Origin of the sequence: Hydrogenovibrio kuenenii DSM 12350 (assembly GCF_000526715.1) — a bacterium.
GTDB classification, from domain to species: Bacteria; Pseudomonadota; Gammaproteobacteria; order Thiomicrospirales; family Thiomicrospiraceae; genus Hydrogenovibrio; species Hydrogenovibrio kuenenii.
Window position 1 is genome coordinate 1,401,834 of sequence record NZ_JAGP01000001.1, and the last position, 16,279, is coordinate 1,418,112.

Here is a 16,279-nt window from a genome sequence, read left to right on the forward strand (position 1 = left end):
CTCAAATTAACAGATCATCAATTTCTTTCAATTATGACACAAATCAGCAATTGACATGCCAAAAAAGCGTCAATTTTCTGACTTTAAAATCTACCAGGCTGGGCAACCTGATTGATAGTCATTATATAACCTCTAAACCTTGCTCTTTAAACCTAGCTAACTTGTATCTGAGAGTTCTAGGACTAATATTCAAGGCTTCGGCTGTTTTTTGTCTATGGCCGCCATTTGCTCTTAGTGTATCTAAAATCAGCTGAACTTCTCTCTCTTTTAAGTCCACTGAAGGGGACTCTTGATTAGCTAATAGAGATTCCGAACTTTCTTCTTTATTTTCAAACGATTGAGGCAAATCATATACTTGTGAATTTGAAACATGTTCAATAGCCATATCGCCATCTAGCAAAATATCCGTTTCTTGAATTGTATTACCCGACATCACAACCAGTGCGCGTTGAATGACATTATCTAATTCTCGAATATTACCCGGCCATGGATATTGCAACAATGCCCTCATTGCCGGTGCCGACATCATAGGCTCAACACGACTATTACCGCAATGTCTTTGTAGCAATTTTTCAGCTATTGCTGCTATATCTTTGGGTCTATCACGCAATGCAGGCAACTTCATCGGAAACACGTTTAAACGATAAAACAGGTCTTCTCGAAAATTGCCTGAAGAGATGGCCTTTTTCATATCAATATTGGTTGCGCTTAAAACGCGAACATCCAGATCAACTGCTTTGAGCCCACCGATACGTTCGACTTCTTTTTCTTGTAACACTCGAAGCAACTTAGCTTGCAAGTCCGCTTTCATTTCCCCAATCTCATCCAAGAAAATGGTACCGCCTTGAGCTTGTTCAAACTTACCAGGCATGGACTTCAGAGCTCCCGTAAAAGAGCCTTTCTCGTAACCAAACAAAGTGGCTTCAAGCATATTCTCAGGAATAGCTGCACAGTTGATAGCGACGAATGGCTGGTCTTTGCGTTTTGAGTTATTGTGAATAAAGCGAGCTAAAACTTCTTTACCAGTACCACTTTCTCCGGAGATCATCACACTGGTCTCACTATCGGCGACCTTTTGTGCCATCGTCTTGAGTTGAATCATCGATGGCTCAGCTGTAACAAAGTCTTCATTGCTAGACGCGTCTCGATAAAAATAAGCCTTAGCTTTTTCTACTAGCACATCAGCTTCAAAAGGCTTCAAAACATAATCAACTGCACCCGACTTCATCGCTTCAACAGCTTGTTCTACAGTACCGTAAGCAGTCATAAGCACAATTGGTAAATAAGGTTTTATGGCTCTAATACGTTTCATCAACTCATAGCCATCCATAGAGCCATCCATACGAATATCCGAAAACACCATCGCAATTTCATCATCTAAAGCGACCAACGCATCTTGTGCAGAGCTAACAGCCACCACTTCAAATTTATTCAATTCAAGCGTATCAACTAATGCTTCTTGAAGCTTGCTGTCATCTTCGACAATCAGTATTTTTGCAATAGTCATCCAGCCTCCTCCGTTTGAATCAGCGGCAATCGAATACCAAAAGTGGTACTTTTCCCAGGAACAGACATCACCCAGGCTTCACCATCATGGGCTTCTGCTACTGCTCTAACGACCGCCAATCCTAAGCCTGTGCCTTGTGCACGGCTTGTATAAAAAGGTTCGAAAATTTTATTCACCAACGCCTCATCTATGCCCGGTCCTTGATCCGATACCCTAATATCAACCATATCTCTATGGCTTTCCGTTATCTTTTTTACATTCACTGTAATATACGCATTTTTGTGAACAACATCTATGGCATTTATCACCAAGTTTTGCAATGCTGTCAATAGAGCATCTGCATCACCGACAATTTGCAACTCTTCAGTCAAGTGCCCATAATGTATTTCACTTGCTGATTGCTCTATGCGGCTTTCTACTGCATGCTTAAGGTTTTCAATCAACTGAGCAACCTGTATTTTTTTATCATGAACACGCCCACCCTTTGCATACTGAAGCATGTCTTTTATTAAGTTTTCAAGGTGATGTAAACTTTTAACCGACTTATCGACAAACTTTTGTCGCTTTTTCTCATCCAAGTCACCAGACCCTAACTGAGAAACATAAAGTAATGCCGAGGCTAGTGGCGTTCTAATCTGGTGCGCGAGAGAGGCTGCCATCTCACCCATTGAACTTAAACGTTGATAACGGCTAACATGCTGTTGTAAGTTACGAGCATCGGTTACATCTTGGATTAAAAGTATTTTTCCGACGGACTGTGAAGAACTTCCATCATCCTCAGAAAAAGTAAGCTGTGACTCAGACAGTTGATAAGCCATTCGATTATGCGTTAACAAAGTACCAGCATCATCTTGTGCTAAGAAAACATTGCGAACAACAACATCCCAACTGCGGCCAATGGCATCTCTTCCTAATATCTCAATAGCAGCTGGATTTAAGTCAATAATCTTTTGATCTAAATCCAGAACAATAACACCTGCTGGCAAAAGCTTTAGAAGCTGCTCAAGTCTTTCACCAACCTTTTGTTTTTCTCGATCACTTTCCGCAAGCTTTGCTTGTAAGTCTTCTACTTGGTACTGCAACGATTCATAAGCTTGCGTTAACTGCGTAGAGGTTTGATTAAACAGCTCAAACGCGGCTTCCAGTTCAACTAAACGTTTTTGTTCAAGCTCTGAGGTTTCTGTCATAAGATTTACAGTAATTAGCTCAAATTGAATTTACGAATTTTTTCAACCAATGTCGTTCGATTGGTTTGTAATAGCTTAGCTGCCTGAGAGACATTACCATCAGTTTGCGCCAAAGCCTTTTGTATTAACTGTACTTCCATCTCAACCAAATAAGACTTCAAATCCAAACCTGTTTCCAAATCCGGCATTGGCCCAAAACCATTTACAGAATTTACCTCTGACTCAACAACAGAATCATCATTCAGTTCCTGACCCTGTTGATCAGAACCCATTAAAACGGACGCACTGGTTTCGTGTGCAGTCTCTTTCTCTATCAAAGCCGAATTATCAACTTTTATAAGAGCAGCATCATCAAGAAGTTCTACCTGATATTTTTCAGGCAAGTCCTCATAGTCAACCGAAATCCCAGGAAAAAGAATTGACAACCTTTCTGCCAAGTTACCTAACTCTCTAACATTTCCCGGCCAAGCATAATGCTGGAGTGCAATCATCGCCTTTTCAGAAACTATAGGAATTTCACGGTTCATACCTTTGATTTTTTGGAACATAAAATCAAACAAATCAGGTATATCTTCAGGACGTTCTCTTAGAGCAGGCATTTCAATAGGAAAAACATTTAATCGATAGAATAAATCTTCCCTGAACTTACCTTCAGAAATATTGTCTTCTAAATTACGGTGAGTGGCTGCAATAACACGAACATCACATTCAAGACTTTTACTCCCACCAACACGTTCATAAATTCTTTCTTGCAAAACCCTTAAAAGCTTAACCTGCATAGGTAACGGCATATCACCAATTTCATCTAGAAAAATAGTGCCCTTCTCCGCCATTTCAAAACGCCCTTTTCTAGCCGTAATTGCACCGGTAAACGCACCCTTTTCATGACCAAATAATTCGGACTCTAAGAGTTCGCCAGGAATTGCCCCACAGTTAATGGGAATAAAAGGTTTATCTGCTCGCGCTGAAACGGAGTGTAGTGCTTGTGCTACTACTTCCTTTCCTGTACCAGATTCTCCGAGAATAAGAACTGTGGCATCTGTTTTAGCCACTTGTAGAATAAGTTTTTTGACTTGTTGCATGGCTGGACCATTGCCAACCAGTGAGGATAAAAGATCTTGAGACATCTAGCCGCCATTCTTTTTCGAGTTTTGTCTACTTTATAGCGGTTTTTTAATGGGATGTCAAAATTTTGGCACGATTTTTAAATTAAAAAAATAATCTTTAGAAGATGAGGGTTATTTTAGATAGCCATCCATAGCTTTTTTTTGCTGTATAGCTTGAGAAAATTCGTCTTCAATCTGAGTCATTCTTCCTCTAACAAGATCACGAATCTTATCAATATCATCGATCAATTCAGCAAGAACTTTTTTCAAGCTTTCCGCATCGGATTGAGGTGGACTGACAATTAAGCAGTCATTAATTTCTGCTTCCCAAGCTGGGTATAGTGAAATAAATGCATCCCATTCCTCAGCTTGCACATGCATAAGCATAAGTTTGGAATGGTGCAAACATTGAACAACTTGATTATCCATGGTTAGCTATTAACTTTTACTTTTTTAAGGTTGTCTAGTTGCTCTTTAGATGCCATCTTCATATTATTAGGCATTAAATCCCAACTCTCTCGAAGCTCTCTAACTAGCCCAGCTAGCTGATTCAAGACTTCCAAATCATTTTTCAAGCTGACCTGAAGTAACTGTTGATTAATATAGCTGTAAATATCTGCATAATTCTTTGCAACATCACCACCGTTTTCCATATCAAGCCCAACACGCAATGCACCAACAAGCGTAATTGCCTTATTAATCTTGTCCGCTTTCATACGGAAATCTTTTCGCTCTATGGCGCCTTTCACCAATGCTAAAGCATCAACGACACCATCATATAGCAATACTACCAATTTATGCGGAGTCGCATTCTCCATCCCCGTTTCAATTGACGTTTGCTGATATTGATTTAGAAACTTCTGTTTCATCATTGGGTTCATAATTGAATTCCCTTATTGAGTTCCCTTGTTAAATTACGTCGAACACGCTTATTTTTTTAAAAATTTAACTTACTACGGCTACTTTGTTAATCCCGCAAGTGAAGCGGTAAGAGACTGTTTTGTTGTATCCATTTTACTTAACAAAGATTGCAATGCTCCAAACTGCATTTGGTAGCGTGCTAGGATTCGGTTGTAACGATCATCCACCTGTGTTTGCTTTTGTTTAATATCATCTAGTTTTGTCTGTATATTCGAAATACGTGTCCCAATCAAACCTGATGTAGAATCAGTAAGGTCAGAAAAGAGCTTAGTCAATTTATCCGCATATCCACGGTTAAAGTCAACTGTTCCTCTTGCCCCTGTTTGTGAACCTGCAATATTAAGCTCCAACCCTTTTGGCGAGCCCGCTAAAATACTGTTGATGATTACGTGCTGGCCATCTCCCATAAAAGTATAGGAAGTACCATTTTGGTCTAATGACCCCTGCACATCCTGACCTGTAACTTGCGATGTCACAGCTAATCCAGCCGCTCCTGTAGTCAGTAAAGTTCCCGCATCCAACGAAAGCGTAGAAGACGAACCATACTTTGCTGAATTGACTGTAAACGCTTGTGTTGCAGTATCATACTGCACCGCAACTGAACTTCCTCCAGATTTAATCGTAGGATCATTGTTAATTGCTTGCGTCATCAAGGTTGCAAAGTCATTAGGCGTGTAAGTACCCGATGCCAAAGTCAATGTCGCCGAACTACTACCATCTACACTTACTTGCAAAGTATTATTTGTATTATCAATAGTAATATTACCGCCAGCTGTTGCAGCTCCTGTTATAGCTGCTTGAGAGGCTGCCACATTGACAGTTAGATTATAGGATCCTTCTACTGTATCAGCAGTTGAACCTTTATATGTAACCAAACTGTCAGTGGATGTTGCATTTGCCGCAAACAACTTACCAACTGCATCAGGGTTAGATGCCAAAGCATCTGACAATGCTGTTTTATCAAGACTCAAAGTTCCATCTAGATTAGTCTTGATACCAATATCTGCCAATGATTGAATTGATCCCGTTAAACCTGGAAGCGAGTTAAACAGAGATTCTCTAATCTGACTCTGTATATCCCTTAATGCCGAATCACCTTTTAATGCACCTGTTTGATCCCCTTGTACAGGGTTACCACTGGCATCAGTCTTCGGTGCGCTATAAGATCCAAGCGTTCCTAAAACACTTTGAAGTGAGTTATAAAGATCCACAAAATCTGAAATATTTTTGTCTAAACCGCTTGTATCAGAACCAATTTGCAACGTATTTGTTACACCCAAGGCTGCTGATTTTAAGTTCAACGTCACGCCAGGAATCACTCCAGCAGCATCATTAGTTGCACTATTGACGGTAAGACCATTAACAACCATCGTTGCATCTTGAGCGGGAATCGTCTGATTCATATTGGCGTTAATTAACTGTGATAATCCTAATGCATCTGTATTATTTCCATCAGTATCTCCCGTTACAGAAACGGTCATTTGGTTACTGGCACCAGTTTCTTTTGATGAAAAAACTAACTTATATCCAGTTCCTACATTTACAACACTAGCGCTTACACCAATATTGGCAGCATTTACTGCATTCTGAATGCCTGTAAGAGTATTGTTTGATGAATCAATAGTGATATTATTCGTTGTGCCAGCAACTGTAAAACTGAGCGTTCCCTGACCAATTACAGAATTTGTTGATGAAAATGCTGTTGGAGTTGCAAGGGTCTGAGCTGTCGCTAAGTTTTGCACTTCCACTTGAACACTAGAATTAGCAGGAGTCCCTGTTACTGTGGCATCAATAACACTAGGGTCTGAAGATGTAACTGATTTTTGTTGAAAACTCGTCAAAGATGTCAATGCAGAAATTTGAGAAGAAAACCCTTGTAACGCTTGCTGTAAAGTATCAAAACCACTCAACTGCGTTGTGTATTTGGTATTTTCACTATCTAAATTTGACTGCTGCGGAGCAACATATGCCTTAGCTAACGTTGTAGACATCAACTTTACGTCAAACTTGTTTGCACCGAGTGAATTTAATATTGTGGCGCCAAGATCGCTATTCGTTGTCATGATTTTTCTCCAGTCTCAATATATTAAGCCTCTAACAACTTAACCGAGCTTTAGTTTTTTTATTATAGCCCTTATGTCTATAATCGGCCAAGCTGTGTAAAACTTTAGTTGCTATAAAAAGACTCCAAGCTTTATTCCGTTCAAAAAATAGAAAACTTACAAACAAGTTCTGAGCCAACTCATAAAAAAACCCCAAAAGGGGCTTTTCTACTTCAATAAACTGAGCACATTCTGTTGGGACTGATTTGCCTGAGACAACATACTCATACCAGCTTGTTGCAAGATTTGTGTTCTTGCCAAGTTCGCACTTTCTGCCGCAAAGTCAGCATCTTGAACCTGACTTCTTGCCGCCATAATGTTTTCGTTCACGTTCTGCAAGTTCGAAACCGTATAATCTAATCGGTTTTGTACAGCACCAAATCTCGAACGAACCTTCGTTATAACACTCAATGCTTTAGTCACTTGAGACATCGTACTTAACGCTGCGGCCTGAGTAAGAATGTTCCCGGATACACCTAATGTTGAAGCATCCATACCACTTACAGAAATTTTAATCGCATTTCCTGAATTGGTTTCCCAACCAACCCACAACGAAATCGTTTTGGTTGATGCCATCAAACTTACACCGTTAAATTTGGTGGTACTGGCAATACGGTTAATTTCTAATTTAAGCTGAGACACTTCTCCGTTCATCTGGCTACGTTGAGCTGATGAATAGGTTCCGTTTGTTGACTGTACCGCTAACTCTCGAATACGCTGTAGCATATTCACTGTTTCTTCAGCTGCACCATCAATGGTTTGAACCAGAGCAATACCGTCATTAGCGTTTCGAATCGCTTGACTCGTTCCTCTGATCTGAGTAGTCATTTGAGTTGCAACCGCTTTACCAGCTGCGTCATCGGCTGTTTTATTAATACGCAAACCAGACGTCAAACGCTCCATAGAGGTATTCATCTGAGCTTGAGATTTACTTAACAAACGTACTGCATTTTCTGCAGATATATTAGTATTGATCACTAACATGGTGATTCTCCTTGCGTGTGTGTGTGTATTTTTTTATATATTTATTTGAGGCACTCTTTGTTGCCTTCAATTTAATTTATCGGCAGAAATTGAAATGCTTTAATGTTTTTTACAAAAAAAATAGATTATTTTTCAATAACTTAGAGATTAATTAAAAAATATTGAATTCAAGACCTACTTTTCAGTGGTTTTAGAAGAATGAAAAATCTTAAAACGGCAAATTCTGCCGGACATAGAAAAAGAATATATTTACGACTTGGATTAAGACGAGACCCACCAAAAAAATGTAAAAAAAAACGGCATGTCATTTCTGAGCAATGCCGTTAACACACAAGGAAAACTTCCTAGACTATTATGATATAACCTTCGTTATTATTTACAAAGTGTTTTCTCTCATTTCCTATCAATGCTAAACATTTAGTTTTATAGATCTTAACTAAAACTTTCAACATTGATGTATCAAATCTCTAAACCTCTAGAGCTTCTTAAAATTTGATACATCAACCCTCAAAGTGACAACCAGGTTGATTGCCGGAATACTGACTATTAAACAGCATTCCGACTTTTAGGTTAAAGCTACTTCAATAAACTGAGCACATTCTGTTGGGACTGATTTGCCTGAGACAACATACTCATACCAGCTTGTTGCAAGATTTGTGTTCTTGCCAAGTTCGCACTTTCTGCCGCAAAGTCAGCATCTTGAACCTGACTTCTTGCCGCCATAATGTTTTCGTTCACGTTCTGCAAGTTCGAAACCGTATAATCTAATCGGTTTTGTACAGCACCAAATCTCGAACGAACCTTCGTTATAACACTCAATGCTTTAGTCACTTGAGACATCGTACTTAACGCTGCGGCCTGAGTAAGAATGTTCCCGGATACACCTAATGTTGAAGCATCCATACCACTTACAGAAATTTTAATCGCATTTCCTGAATTGGTTTCCCAACCAACCCACAACGAAATCGTTTTGGTTGATGCCATCAAACTTACACCGTTAAATTTGGTGGTACTGGCAATACGGTTAATTTCTAATTTAAGCTGAGACACTTCTCCGTTCATCTGGCTACGTTGAGCTGATGAATAGGTTCCGTTTGTTGACTGTACCGCTAACTCTCGAATACGCTGTAGCATATTCACTGTTTCTTCAGCTGCACCATCAATGGTTTGAACCAGAGCAATACCGTCATTAGCGTTTCGAATCGCTTGACTCGTTCCTCTGATCTGAGTAGTCATTTGAGTTGCAACCGCTTTACCAGCTGCGTCATCGGCTGTTTTATTAATACGCAAACCAGACGTCAAACGCTCCATAGAGGTATTCATCTGAGCTTGAGATTTACTTAACAAACGTACTGCATTTTCTGCAGATATATTAGTATTGATCACTAACATGGTGATTCTCCTTGTGTGTGTTGTGTGTATCTTTTTATATATATTTATAATTTGAGGCACTCTTTGTTGCCTTCAATTCAATTTATCGGCAGCAACTGAAATGCTTTAATGTTTTTTTACAAAAAAATAGATTAATTTTCAGCTGTATAGAAATGACTGAAGAAATATTGAACTCTAGACCTACGTCTCAGTGGTTTTAGAAGAATGAAGAATCTTAAAACGGCAAATTCTGCCGGACATAGAAAAAGAATATCTTTACGACTTGGATTAAGACAAAATCTGCAAAAAAATGTAAAAAAAACGGCATGTCATTTCTGAGCAATACCGTTAACACACAAGGGAAACTTTAAAATCTTGTATTAAAAAATAAAATCTTATTTTTTATTAAATCTTTCTTATTAATTTTTAATTCATTAATTAGTGATTGAAATACATTAAATACACTATTTGTCTTGGTTTTTATTGTTAAAAACAAACACAAATAGGGTTTAACAAAATTGATATCAAATCAAAGAGAGAATTAGTCTGCCGGAGTCGCCTCCGGCTTTGACTAACTTTAGTACTTATCTTAATAGACTGAGTACGTTTTGCTGAGATTGATTTGCCTGAGACAACATACTCATACCAGCTTGTTGCAAGATTTGTGTTCTTGCCAAGTTCGCACTTTCTGCCGCAAAGTTCGCATCTTGAATCTGACTTCTCGCAGCAGTGATGTTTTGGTTAACATTCTGCAAGTTTGAAATCGTGTAGTCTAGACGGTTTTGTGCCGCACCGAATTTAGAACGGATTTTCGTCACATAACTGATCGCAACTTTTGCTTGTGAAGCCAGTGCCAGCGCGCCTGACTGAGTTCTAACATTTCCTGATACCTTCAATTGAGAAGCATTCATCCCACTCAAAGAAATCTTAATCATATTTCCAGAGCCTGTTTCCCAACCAGCCCAAATAGAAATCGTTTTGGTTGATGCCATCAAACTTACACCGTTAAATTTGGTGGTACTGGCAACACGATTAATTTCCGCTTTAAGCTGAGAAACTTCCGTATCCATTTGACTACGCTGAGCAGAGGTATAAGTACCGTTTGTTGATTGGATTGCCAGCTCTCGAACGCGTTGTAACATGTTAACTGTTTCTTCAGCAGCCCCATCAACAGTTTGAATCAAAGAGATACCATCATTAGCGTTTCTAACCGCTTGAGTTGTCCCTCTAATTTGCTCTGTCATTTGAGTTGCAACAGCTTTACCAGCTGCGTCATCGGCTGTTTTGTTGATACGTAAACCAGATGTCAAACGTTCCATAGAGGTAGACATTTGAGCTTGTGATTTATTCAATAGACGTACTGCATTATCAGCACTCAGATTTGTGTTAATTACCAAAGCCATAATACTTACTCCCAAGTGGTTACTTATATATAGCTAAACTTTCTAGGTTTTAGACACTTCACGCTAATTCAGTATTTATAACCTTTTCCTTTCAACTAAGTTATCGGGAGATCAACTGAAAACTTGAACAGAATTGTTAAAAAATAAATAAAAAATGCAAAAAAAAAACGGCATGTCATTTCTGAGCAATACCGTTAACACACAAGGGAAACTTTAAAATCTTGTATTAAAAAATAAAATCTTATTTTTTATTAAATCTTTCTTATTAATTTTTAATTCATTAATTAGTGATTGAAATACATTAAATACACTATTTGTCTTGGTTTTTATTGTTAAAAACAAACACAAATAGGGTTTAACAAAATTGATATCAAATCAAAGAGAGAATTAGTCTGCCGGAGTCGCCTCCGGCTTTGACTAACTTTAGTACTTATCTTAATAGACTGAGTACGTTTTGCTGAGATTGATTTGCCTGAGACAACATACTCATACCAGCTTGTTGCAAGATTTGTGTTCTTGCCAAGTTCGCACTTTCTGCCGCAAAGTTCGCATCTTGAATCTGACTTCTCGCAGCAGTGATGTTTTGGTTAACATTCTGCAAGTTTGAAATCGTGTAGTCTAGACGGTTTTGTGCCGCACCGAATTTAGAACGGATTTTCGTCACATAACTGATCGCAACTTTTGCTTGTGAAGCAAGCTTCAAAGCTCCTGACTGAGTTGCAACATTCCCCGATACCTTCAATTGAGAAGCATTCATCCCACTCAAAGAAATCTTAATCATATTTCCAGAACCTGTTTCCCAACCAGCCCAAATAGAAATCGTTTTGGTTGATGCCATCAAACTTACACCGTTAAATTTGGTGGTACTGGCAACACGATTAATTTCCGCTTTAAGCTGAGAAACTTCCGTATCCATTTGACTACGCTGAGCAGAGGTATAAGTACCGTTTGTTGATTGGATTGCCAACTCTCGAATACGCTGTAACATGTTAACTGTTTCTTCAGCGGCCCCATCAACAGTTTGAATCAAAGAGATACCATCATTAGCGTTTCTAACCGCTTGAGTTGTCCCTCTAATTTGCTCTGTCATTTGAGTTGCAACAGCTTTACCAGCTGCGTCATCGGCTGTTTTGTTGATACGTAAACCAGATGTCAAACGTTCCATAGAGGTAGACATTTGAGCTTGTGATTTATTCAATAGACGTACTGCATTATCAGCACTCAGATTTGTGTTAATTACCAAAGCCATAATACTTACTCCCAAGTGGTTACTTAATATAGCTAAACTTTCTAGGTTCTAGACACTTCACGCTAATTCAGTATTTATAACCTTTTCCTTTCAACTAAGTTATCGGGAGATCAACTGAAAACTTGAATAGAAATATTAAAAATATAAAAAACTATAACTTTACTTAATAAAAACAACGGCTTAAAAAGTTAGACTATCAATCTAAACAGCTGATAATTTACAGTTCAATCAAGTCAAAATAAAATATTTGCATAACTAAAGGTGCTTTAGCCAAACTTATAAAATAGAAAATGAGATAGGAATGTAGAAATAAAAAAGCGCAAAATACCTTCCAAGTAATTTGCGCTTTAAAAAATTAATCTAGTACAACGTACTTTTCATTTAAAAGAACTATTAAACAGTTTGGCTAATAATATTCCCTACACTACTTCCAGAGGTATTGTTTGCCAAATCTATTCCCTGTTTTTGATTAGCCAAAACTCTATCCAAGTATTCACCCAGACGCTTCGACATATTCAAAAACTCTTCAGAGGGGTACTGCTTAATCACTTTATGCGTTGACGAATCTACCAGTTCAAAAACGCTAAGTCCCGTGCCTTTATCTTTTTTGAACATCATATAGTCACTATTCAACTGAGATAACTTTTTGTTCAAAACGTCTAATGCTTTCTGCTCTCTATCAGAACCAGTTGACGTACTCGTAGCTTTAGCCGCAGAATTTGCAGGCACACTAACTTGAGCAGCTTTACTATTATCCGCTAACACAGACCCTTTCTGCGTCGCTCCAGAGTCAACAGTTTTATATTGACTGTCTATGGAGATTGAGTTTTGTATAGTATTCATAACAATAGCCTACAATCAAAATAGAATTCATATTTAGTTTCCTACACTTATAGTCGTAAGGTCAACTTTTTTCGTTAAAATTCAATTTATTTTTAACTTCTATAAAGTTGTTTTCCAATTCCAAACTAAACATATCGTGTAAAACACTAGAGAACAACTTCTCAAACTCTGTAACGGCAGGCTTAACTATATCTTTAGAAAAAAATTTAGTTTTTTTTAATTTTTTTTTGGCATACTTTCTGTTACTGCTTTTAAAGCCTTTAAATATAAGGTCTTCTTGCAAAATTAAATGCTCATAAATAACTAGAAGAATTCTATGAAAAGTATCGACACTACCAACATCTATTCAAACGCTTTTGGCGACCAGTATTTTCAACAAATTAATCATACTGCTTTCGATAACGTAGGCTCCAGCGCTACCTTCAATCGAATCTTTAATGAAATGTTAGACCAAGAAAAGACGTTGTACATTATTGTTGGTTCTGATTCAGGTCTGCTAATTCCTTACATACAAAAATACCATGCAGATAAAGGTCGTCATTATCTTTTCTTAGAAACACCTGAAATGATTGAGTACATTGAAGACAATATAGAGGTTGATTCGGACCTAATTGATGTTGAAGCTTATGATGCACCGCTACATGAGATTCTAGACAAACATATTCACTACACTACCCACCAACGTTACAAACTATTGCGTTCTTTAGGGGTAATTGATGGGTATTGCGATATCTATAAAGAGATTTGGGAAGATATAAACGAACGTTTTACACTTTACAACCAAAGCGAAATTGGAGTTTTTGTAAATAATATTTTCGTTGACAGTCAACTTAGAAACGTTGCGCTCAATTATCTACCAACCGCCAACATAAAAAATTACTTAAAAAGCTATACGTCTATTATCCTTGGTGGTGGTCCAACTCTTGATGATAATATTGACTGGATACGAGACAACCAAGAATACTTAATCATCTTTGCAGCTGCGCGAATAGCCAATCGTCTTAGAAAAGAAAAAATACAACCAGACTTCTTTGTCAGCGTTGACCCAAACGATGTCAGTTATGACAACAGTAAAGGAATTCTAGAAAACACTGAAAACGCAATTTTGGTTAATGCAAACAATGTTAATTCAAAAATATTAGCTGAATGGCCTGGAAAATCCGCTTATCTAGGAAACACTTATCCTTGGATGGATAGTAATCACTTTCAAAAAGACAATTTAAATATTTTTGGTCCAACTGTAACAAACACAATGACCTCTGTTGCTGCTTATTTAGGTTCAAAACAAGTTATATTTTCAGGAGTTGATTTCTGCCATAGTGCATCAGGGAAAACACACGAGTCAAGCAGTCTTGAATCGCAGTCAGGTAAATTTACGCGAGAAGCAAATATTCGTGTAGAAACATACTCCGGCCGAATTGCAGGAACAACACCAGCATTTGCTAACGCTAAAAGCGCGATGGAAAACTTAGTAGAAGTTGCTGAACAAACTTTTGGTAACACTTTTTTTTCCATTGGCCTTGAATCAGCGAAACTTGACAGAGTTTCCTATCAACAAGTAGAAAATATAGAACTTCCCAAACAAACTAAACTGAAAGTAATGGATTCTATTCACCAAACGCTTGAGTTTGATATGAATAAATACAAAAAGCATCTAAAGTTGGCTAAAGGCTATTGCCAGGAGATACGTAATATTTGTCGAGATGCGACTAAACTTTCCAAGGAAGGCAAGAAGTACGCTAAAAAACTCTTTAAAGACCTTAGTGAAACTGATTATCTCACCCAGAAACTTATTAATATTAAAGATGAGCTTGACCAAACACTAGGTGAACACGCAGAGTTTGTTTTCAATTACTCCATAAAATCCTATAAAGACTTTATGGACCCTTCTATTGATAACGAAGATATGGATAAAGATGAAATTAAATCATCATTCATTCATTATTTCGATGGCATGATTCAATCCAGTACCCCACTAAAACAATCTATTGAAGACGCTATTCGACGCATCAATCATCGCATGGAAGAAACAAAGGGGACAAAATCCTTCAACAAATTGATTGAGGGCTGGAACGCTTTCGATGAACCTGGACGCACACGTGTTTGGTTAGCTATGAATGGATTAACACTTGATGATCTAAATCCAGAGCAAAGAAATGAAGTCAATAACTTACTCGATACATTCCAGAAAGAACTCGCTCGCACAGAAACCAAGCTCAGCGCTGACATCAAATCTAGTGGCTCTAACCCTAGATTTTTATACAATCAATTGCTCCAATTCTTTAGAGAACAACGCGAAACCGAGCTTGCTGAACTCGTCAATTACATAAAAGAAAAAAGTGATGAAGAAGAACTCAAGCTTCAGTCCGAGCCTGAAGAGGCCTCTAAAGAAAATCCAGGTGATTCTGACAATCAATTTAAACACCTGCACTTCTTAGGAAGTGGCTTTTTGTATGAAATGCAAGGTATGCCCGATGAAGCACTAGATGCCTATGTACAAGTTAACGACAAACGCATCCTTGTTACAGCATTAGGGCAAATTGTTAATATCACCTTATCGAAAAAAGATTACGAAAATGCCTTAAACGCACTAGAGGTGCTCACGCATTTCTCTGATGAATACTACATCGCCTATGCTGATATTATGGCTGCCATCAATCAAGGTGCTGATGCCGTTGCCATTTACTCACACTACCTTGAAAAACATGAAGATGATACGGCTGCGTGGATCAAGTTAGCTAAACTACTAATACATCTTAATATTTTAGATGAAGCGCTCAAAATCATTGATAAAATTAAAGAATTAGAACCCGATAATACTATCGCTAATGAGCTTATATCTCTAATAAACAATAAGCAATAACATCAAAAAAACTTGATGTTAAAGTAGGTGTTGGTGGGTTACAAAATACTCCGCGTATTGAAAATCCGCCAATTCGTCAATATCCACAGCATATTTGCGTTCCATAACATAAGCATAGACATCCTTCTGCTGTGGTAAGACTTGATCAGCAAAGAAAGTCTTTGTTTTATGAATGACCAATGCCCCGTTTAAACGATATCGTGTTGGTAGATCCTGACTGCGCGTTTTTAAGGCTTCTGCATTTTCTTGAAAGAAGTTATCTAGTTTCAGATCATCCTCCAAGGTCATTGTCCATTCAATAGGGTGCTCCAGCTCTGATACAGAAGTCACCGACTCCGCATCCTTGTCAAGAAACAACGCAAAAGCTTCATCTATGTGGAAAGATTGACGTAAAGGAGAAGTTGGTTGAAGTAATATCAAACAATCATACTCTTGTCCCATCTCTTTTAAAGTTTTCAATGCATGCGTAATGGCATCTTTGGTTGAGGCCGTATCAGAAGCCAGTTCATCCGGGCGAAGAAAAGGAACCTTTGCACCATGTTCACGAGCAATGTCAGCAATTTCTTCCGAATCAGTTGAAACAAACACATCCATCATACGGTCTTTCACCAGATCAGAAGCCAGTGCTGCTTCAATCGTCCAAGCAATCAAAGGCTTACCTGCAAGCATTTTAATATTCTTATTTGGCAAACGTTTACTACCTTGCCTTGCTGGAATCAGTGCTAAAACCTTCATACTCTTAT

The 16,279-nt window shown here is 38.1% G+C and carries 14 protein-coding genes; 1 reads left to right on the plus strand and 13 read right to left on the minus strand.

Annotated features, from left to right (window positions below; all coding sequences use genetic code 11):
• Positions 1-121: 121 nt before the first annotated feature.
• The 12 genes from N745_RS0106725 to N745_RS0106780 all read right to left on the minus strand — a co-directional run bounded on the left by N745_RS0106725 (position 122) and on the right by N745_RS0106780 (position 12,956).
• Entirely contained in the window at positions 122-1,507 is a 1,386-nt protein-coding gene (locus N745_RS0106725; RefSeq protein WP_024851361.1) for a sigma-54-dependent transcriptional regulator, read from the minus strand.
• On the minus strand, positions 1,504-2,694 hold the full coding sequence (locus N745_RS0106730; protein WP_024851362.1) for a sensor histidine kinase: 1,191 nt from the start codon (positions 2,692-2,694) through the stop codon (positions 1,504-1,506). The genes N745_RS0106725 and N745_RS0106730 overlap by 4 nt, the downstream gene beginning before the upstream one ends.
• A 14-nt stretch (positions 2,695-2,708) precedes the next feature.
• A complete protein-coding gene (locus N745_RS0106735) occupies positions 2,709-3,821 on the minus strand; it encodes a sigma-54 interaction domain-containing protein (protein WP_024851363.1) in 1,113 nt (370 codons plus the stop codon).
• Positions 3,822-3,932: 111 nt separating this feature from the next.
• On the minus strand, positions 3,933-4,229 hold the full coding sequence (locus N745_RS0106740) for a flagellar protein FliT (RefSeq protein ID WP_024851364.1): 297 nt from the start codon (positions 4,227-4,229) through the stop codon (positions 3,933-3,935).
• 2 nt (positions 4,230-4,231) lie between these two features.
• Positions 4,232-4,681, minus strand: coding sequence for a flagellar export chaperone FliS (gene fliS, locus N745_RS0106745; protein WP_024851365.1), 450 nt, complete (start codon positions 4,679-4,681; stop codon positions 4,232-4,234).
• Between the two features lie 78 nt (positions 4,682-4,759).
• The gene (fliD, locus tag N745_RS0106750) at positions 4,760-6,784 is read right to left on the minus strand and encodes a flagellar filament capping protein FliD (protein ID WP_024851366.1); all 2,025 of its coding nucleotides are present in this window, start codon (positions 6,782-6,784) and stop codon (positions 4,760-4,762) included.
• A gap of 207 nt (positions 6,785-6,991) precedes the next feature.
• Positions 6,992-7,807 carry a flagellin N-terminal helical domain-containing protein gene (locus N745_RS0106755; protein WP_024851367.1) on the minus strand — a complete coding sequence of 272 codons (816 nt, stop codon included), beginning with the start codon at positions 7,805-7,807 and terminating at the stop codon, positions 6,992-6,994.
• Positions 7,808-8,383: 576 nt separating this feature from the next.
• Positions 8,384-9,199, minus strand: coding sequence for a flagellin N-terminal helical domain-containing protein (locus tag N745_RS0106760; protein ID WP_024851367.1), 816 nt, complete (start codon positions 9,197-9,199; stop codon positions 8,384-8,386).
• 563 nt (positions 9,200-9,762) lie between these two features.
• Positions 9,763-10,581 carry a flagellin N-terminal helical domain-containing protein gene (locus tag N745_RS0106765; protein ID WP_024851368.1) on the minus strand — a complete coding sequence of 273 codons (819 nt, stop codon included), beginning with the start codon at positions 10,579-10,581 and terminating at the stop codon, positions 9,763-9,765.
• Between the two features lie 430 nt (positions 10,582-11,011).
• Entirely contained in the window at positions 11,012-11,830 is an 819-nt protein-coding gene (locus tag N745_RS0106770; RefSeq protein ID WP_024851369.1) for a flagellin N-terminal helical domain-containing protein, read from the minus strand.
• A gap of 393 nt (positions 11,831-12,223) precedes the next feature.
• Positions 12,224-12,673, minus strand: coding sequence for a flagellar protein FlaG (locus tag N745_RS0106775; RefSeq protein ID WP_024851370.1), 450 nt, complete (start codon positions 12,671-12,673; stop codon positions 12,224-12,226).
• 61 nt (positions 12,674-12,734) lie between these two features.
• Positions 12,735-12,956: a hypothetical protein gene (locus N745_RS0106780; protein WP_024851371.1), complete on the minus strand. Its 222-nt coding sequence runs from the start codon at positions 12,954-12,956 to the stop codon at positions 12,735-12,737.
• A 33-nt stretch (positions 12,957-12,989) separates the two neighbouring features.
• On the opposite strand from N745_RS0106780, the gene N745_RS0106785 reads away from it, so the two are divergent.
• Positions 12,990-15,536, plus strand: a complete 2,547-nt coding sequence (locus N745_RS0106785; RefSeq protein WP_024851372.1) for a 6-hydroxymethylpterin diphosphokinase MptE-like protein — start codon at positions 12,990-12,992, stop codon at positions 15,534-15,536.
• Between the two features lie 18 nt (positions 15,537-15,554).
• Here the strand turns inward: N745_RS0106785 and N745_RS0106790 are convergent, their stop codons facing one another.
• Positions 15,555-16,271, minus strand: coding sequence for an acylneuraminate cytidylyltransferase family protein (locus N745_RS0106790; RefSeq protein ID WP_038070666.1), 717 nt, complete (start codon positions 16,269-16,271; stop codon positions 15,555-15,557).
• Positions 16,272-16,279 lie beyond the last annotated feature (8 nt).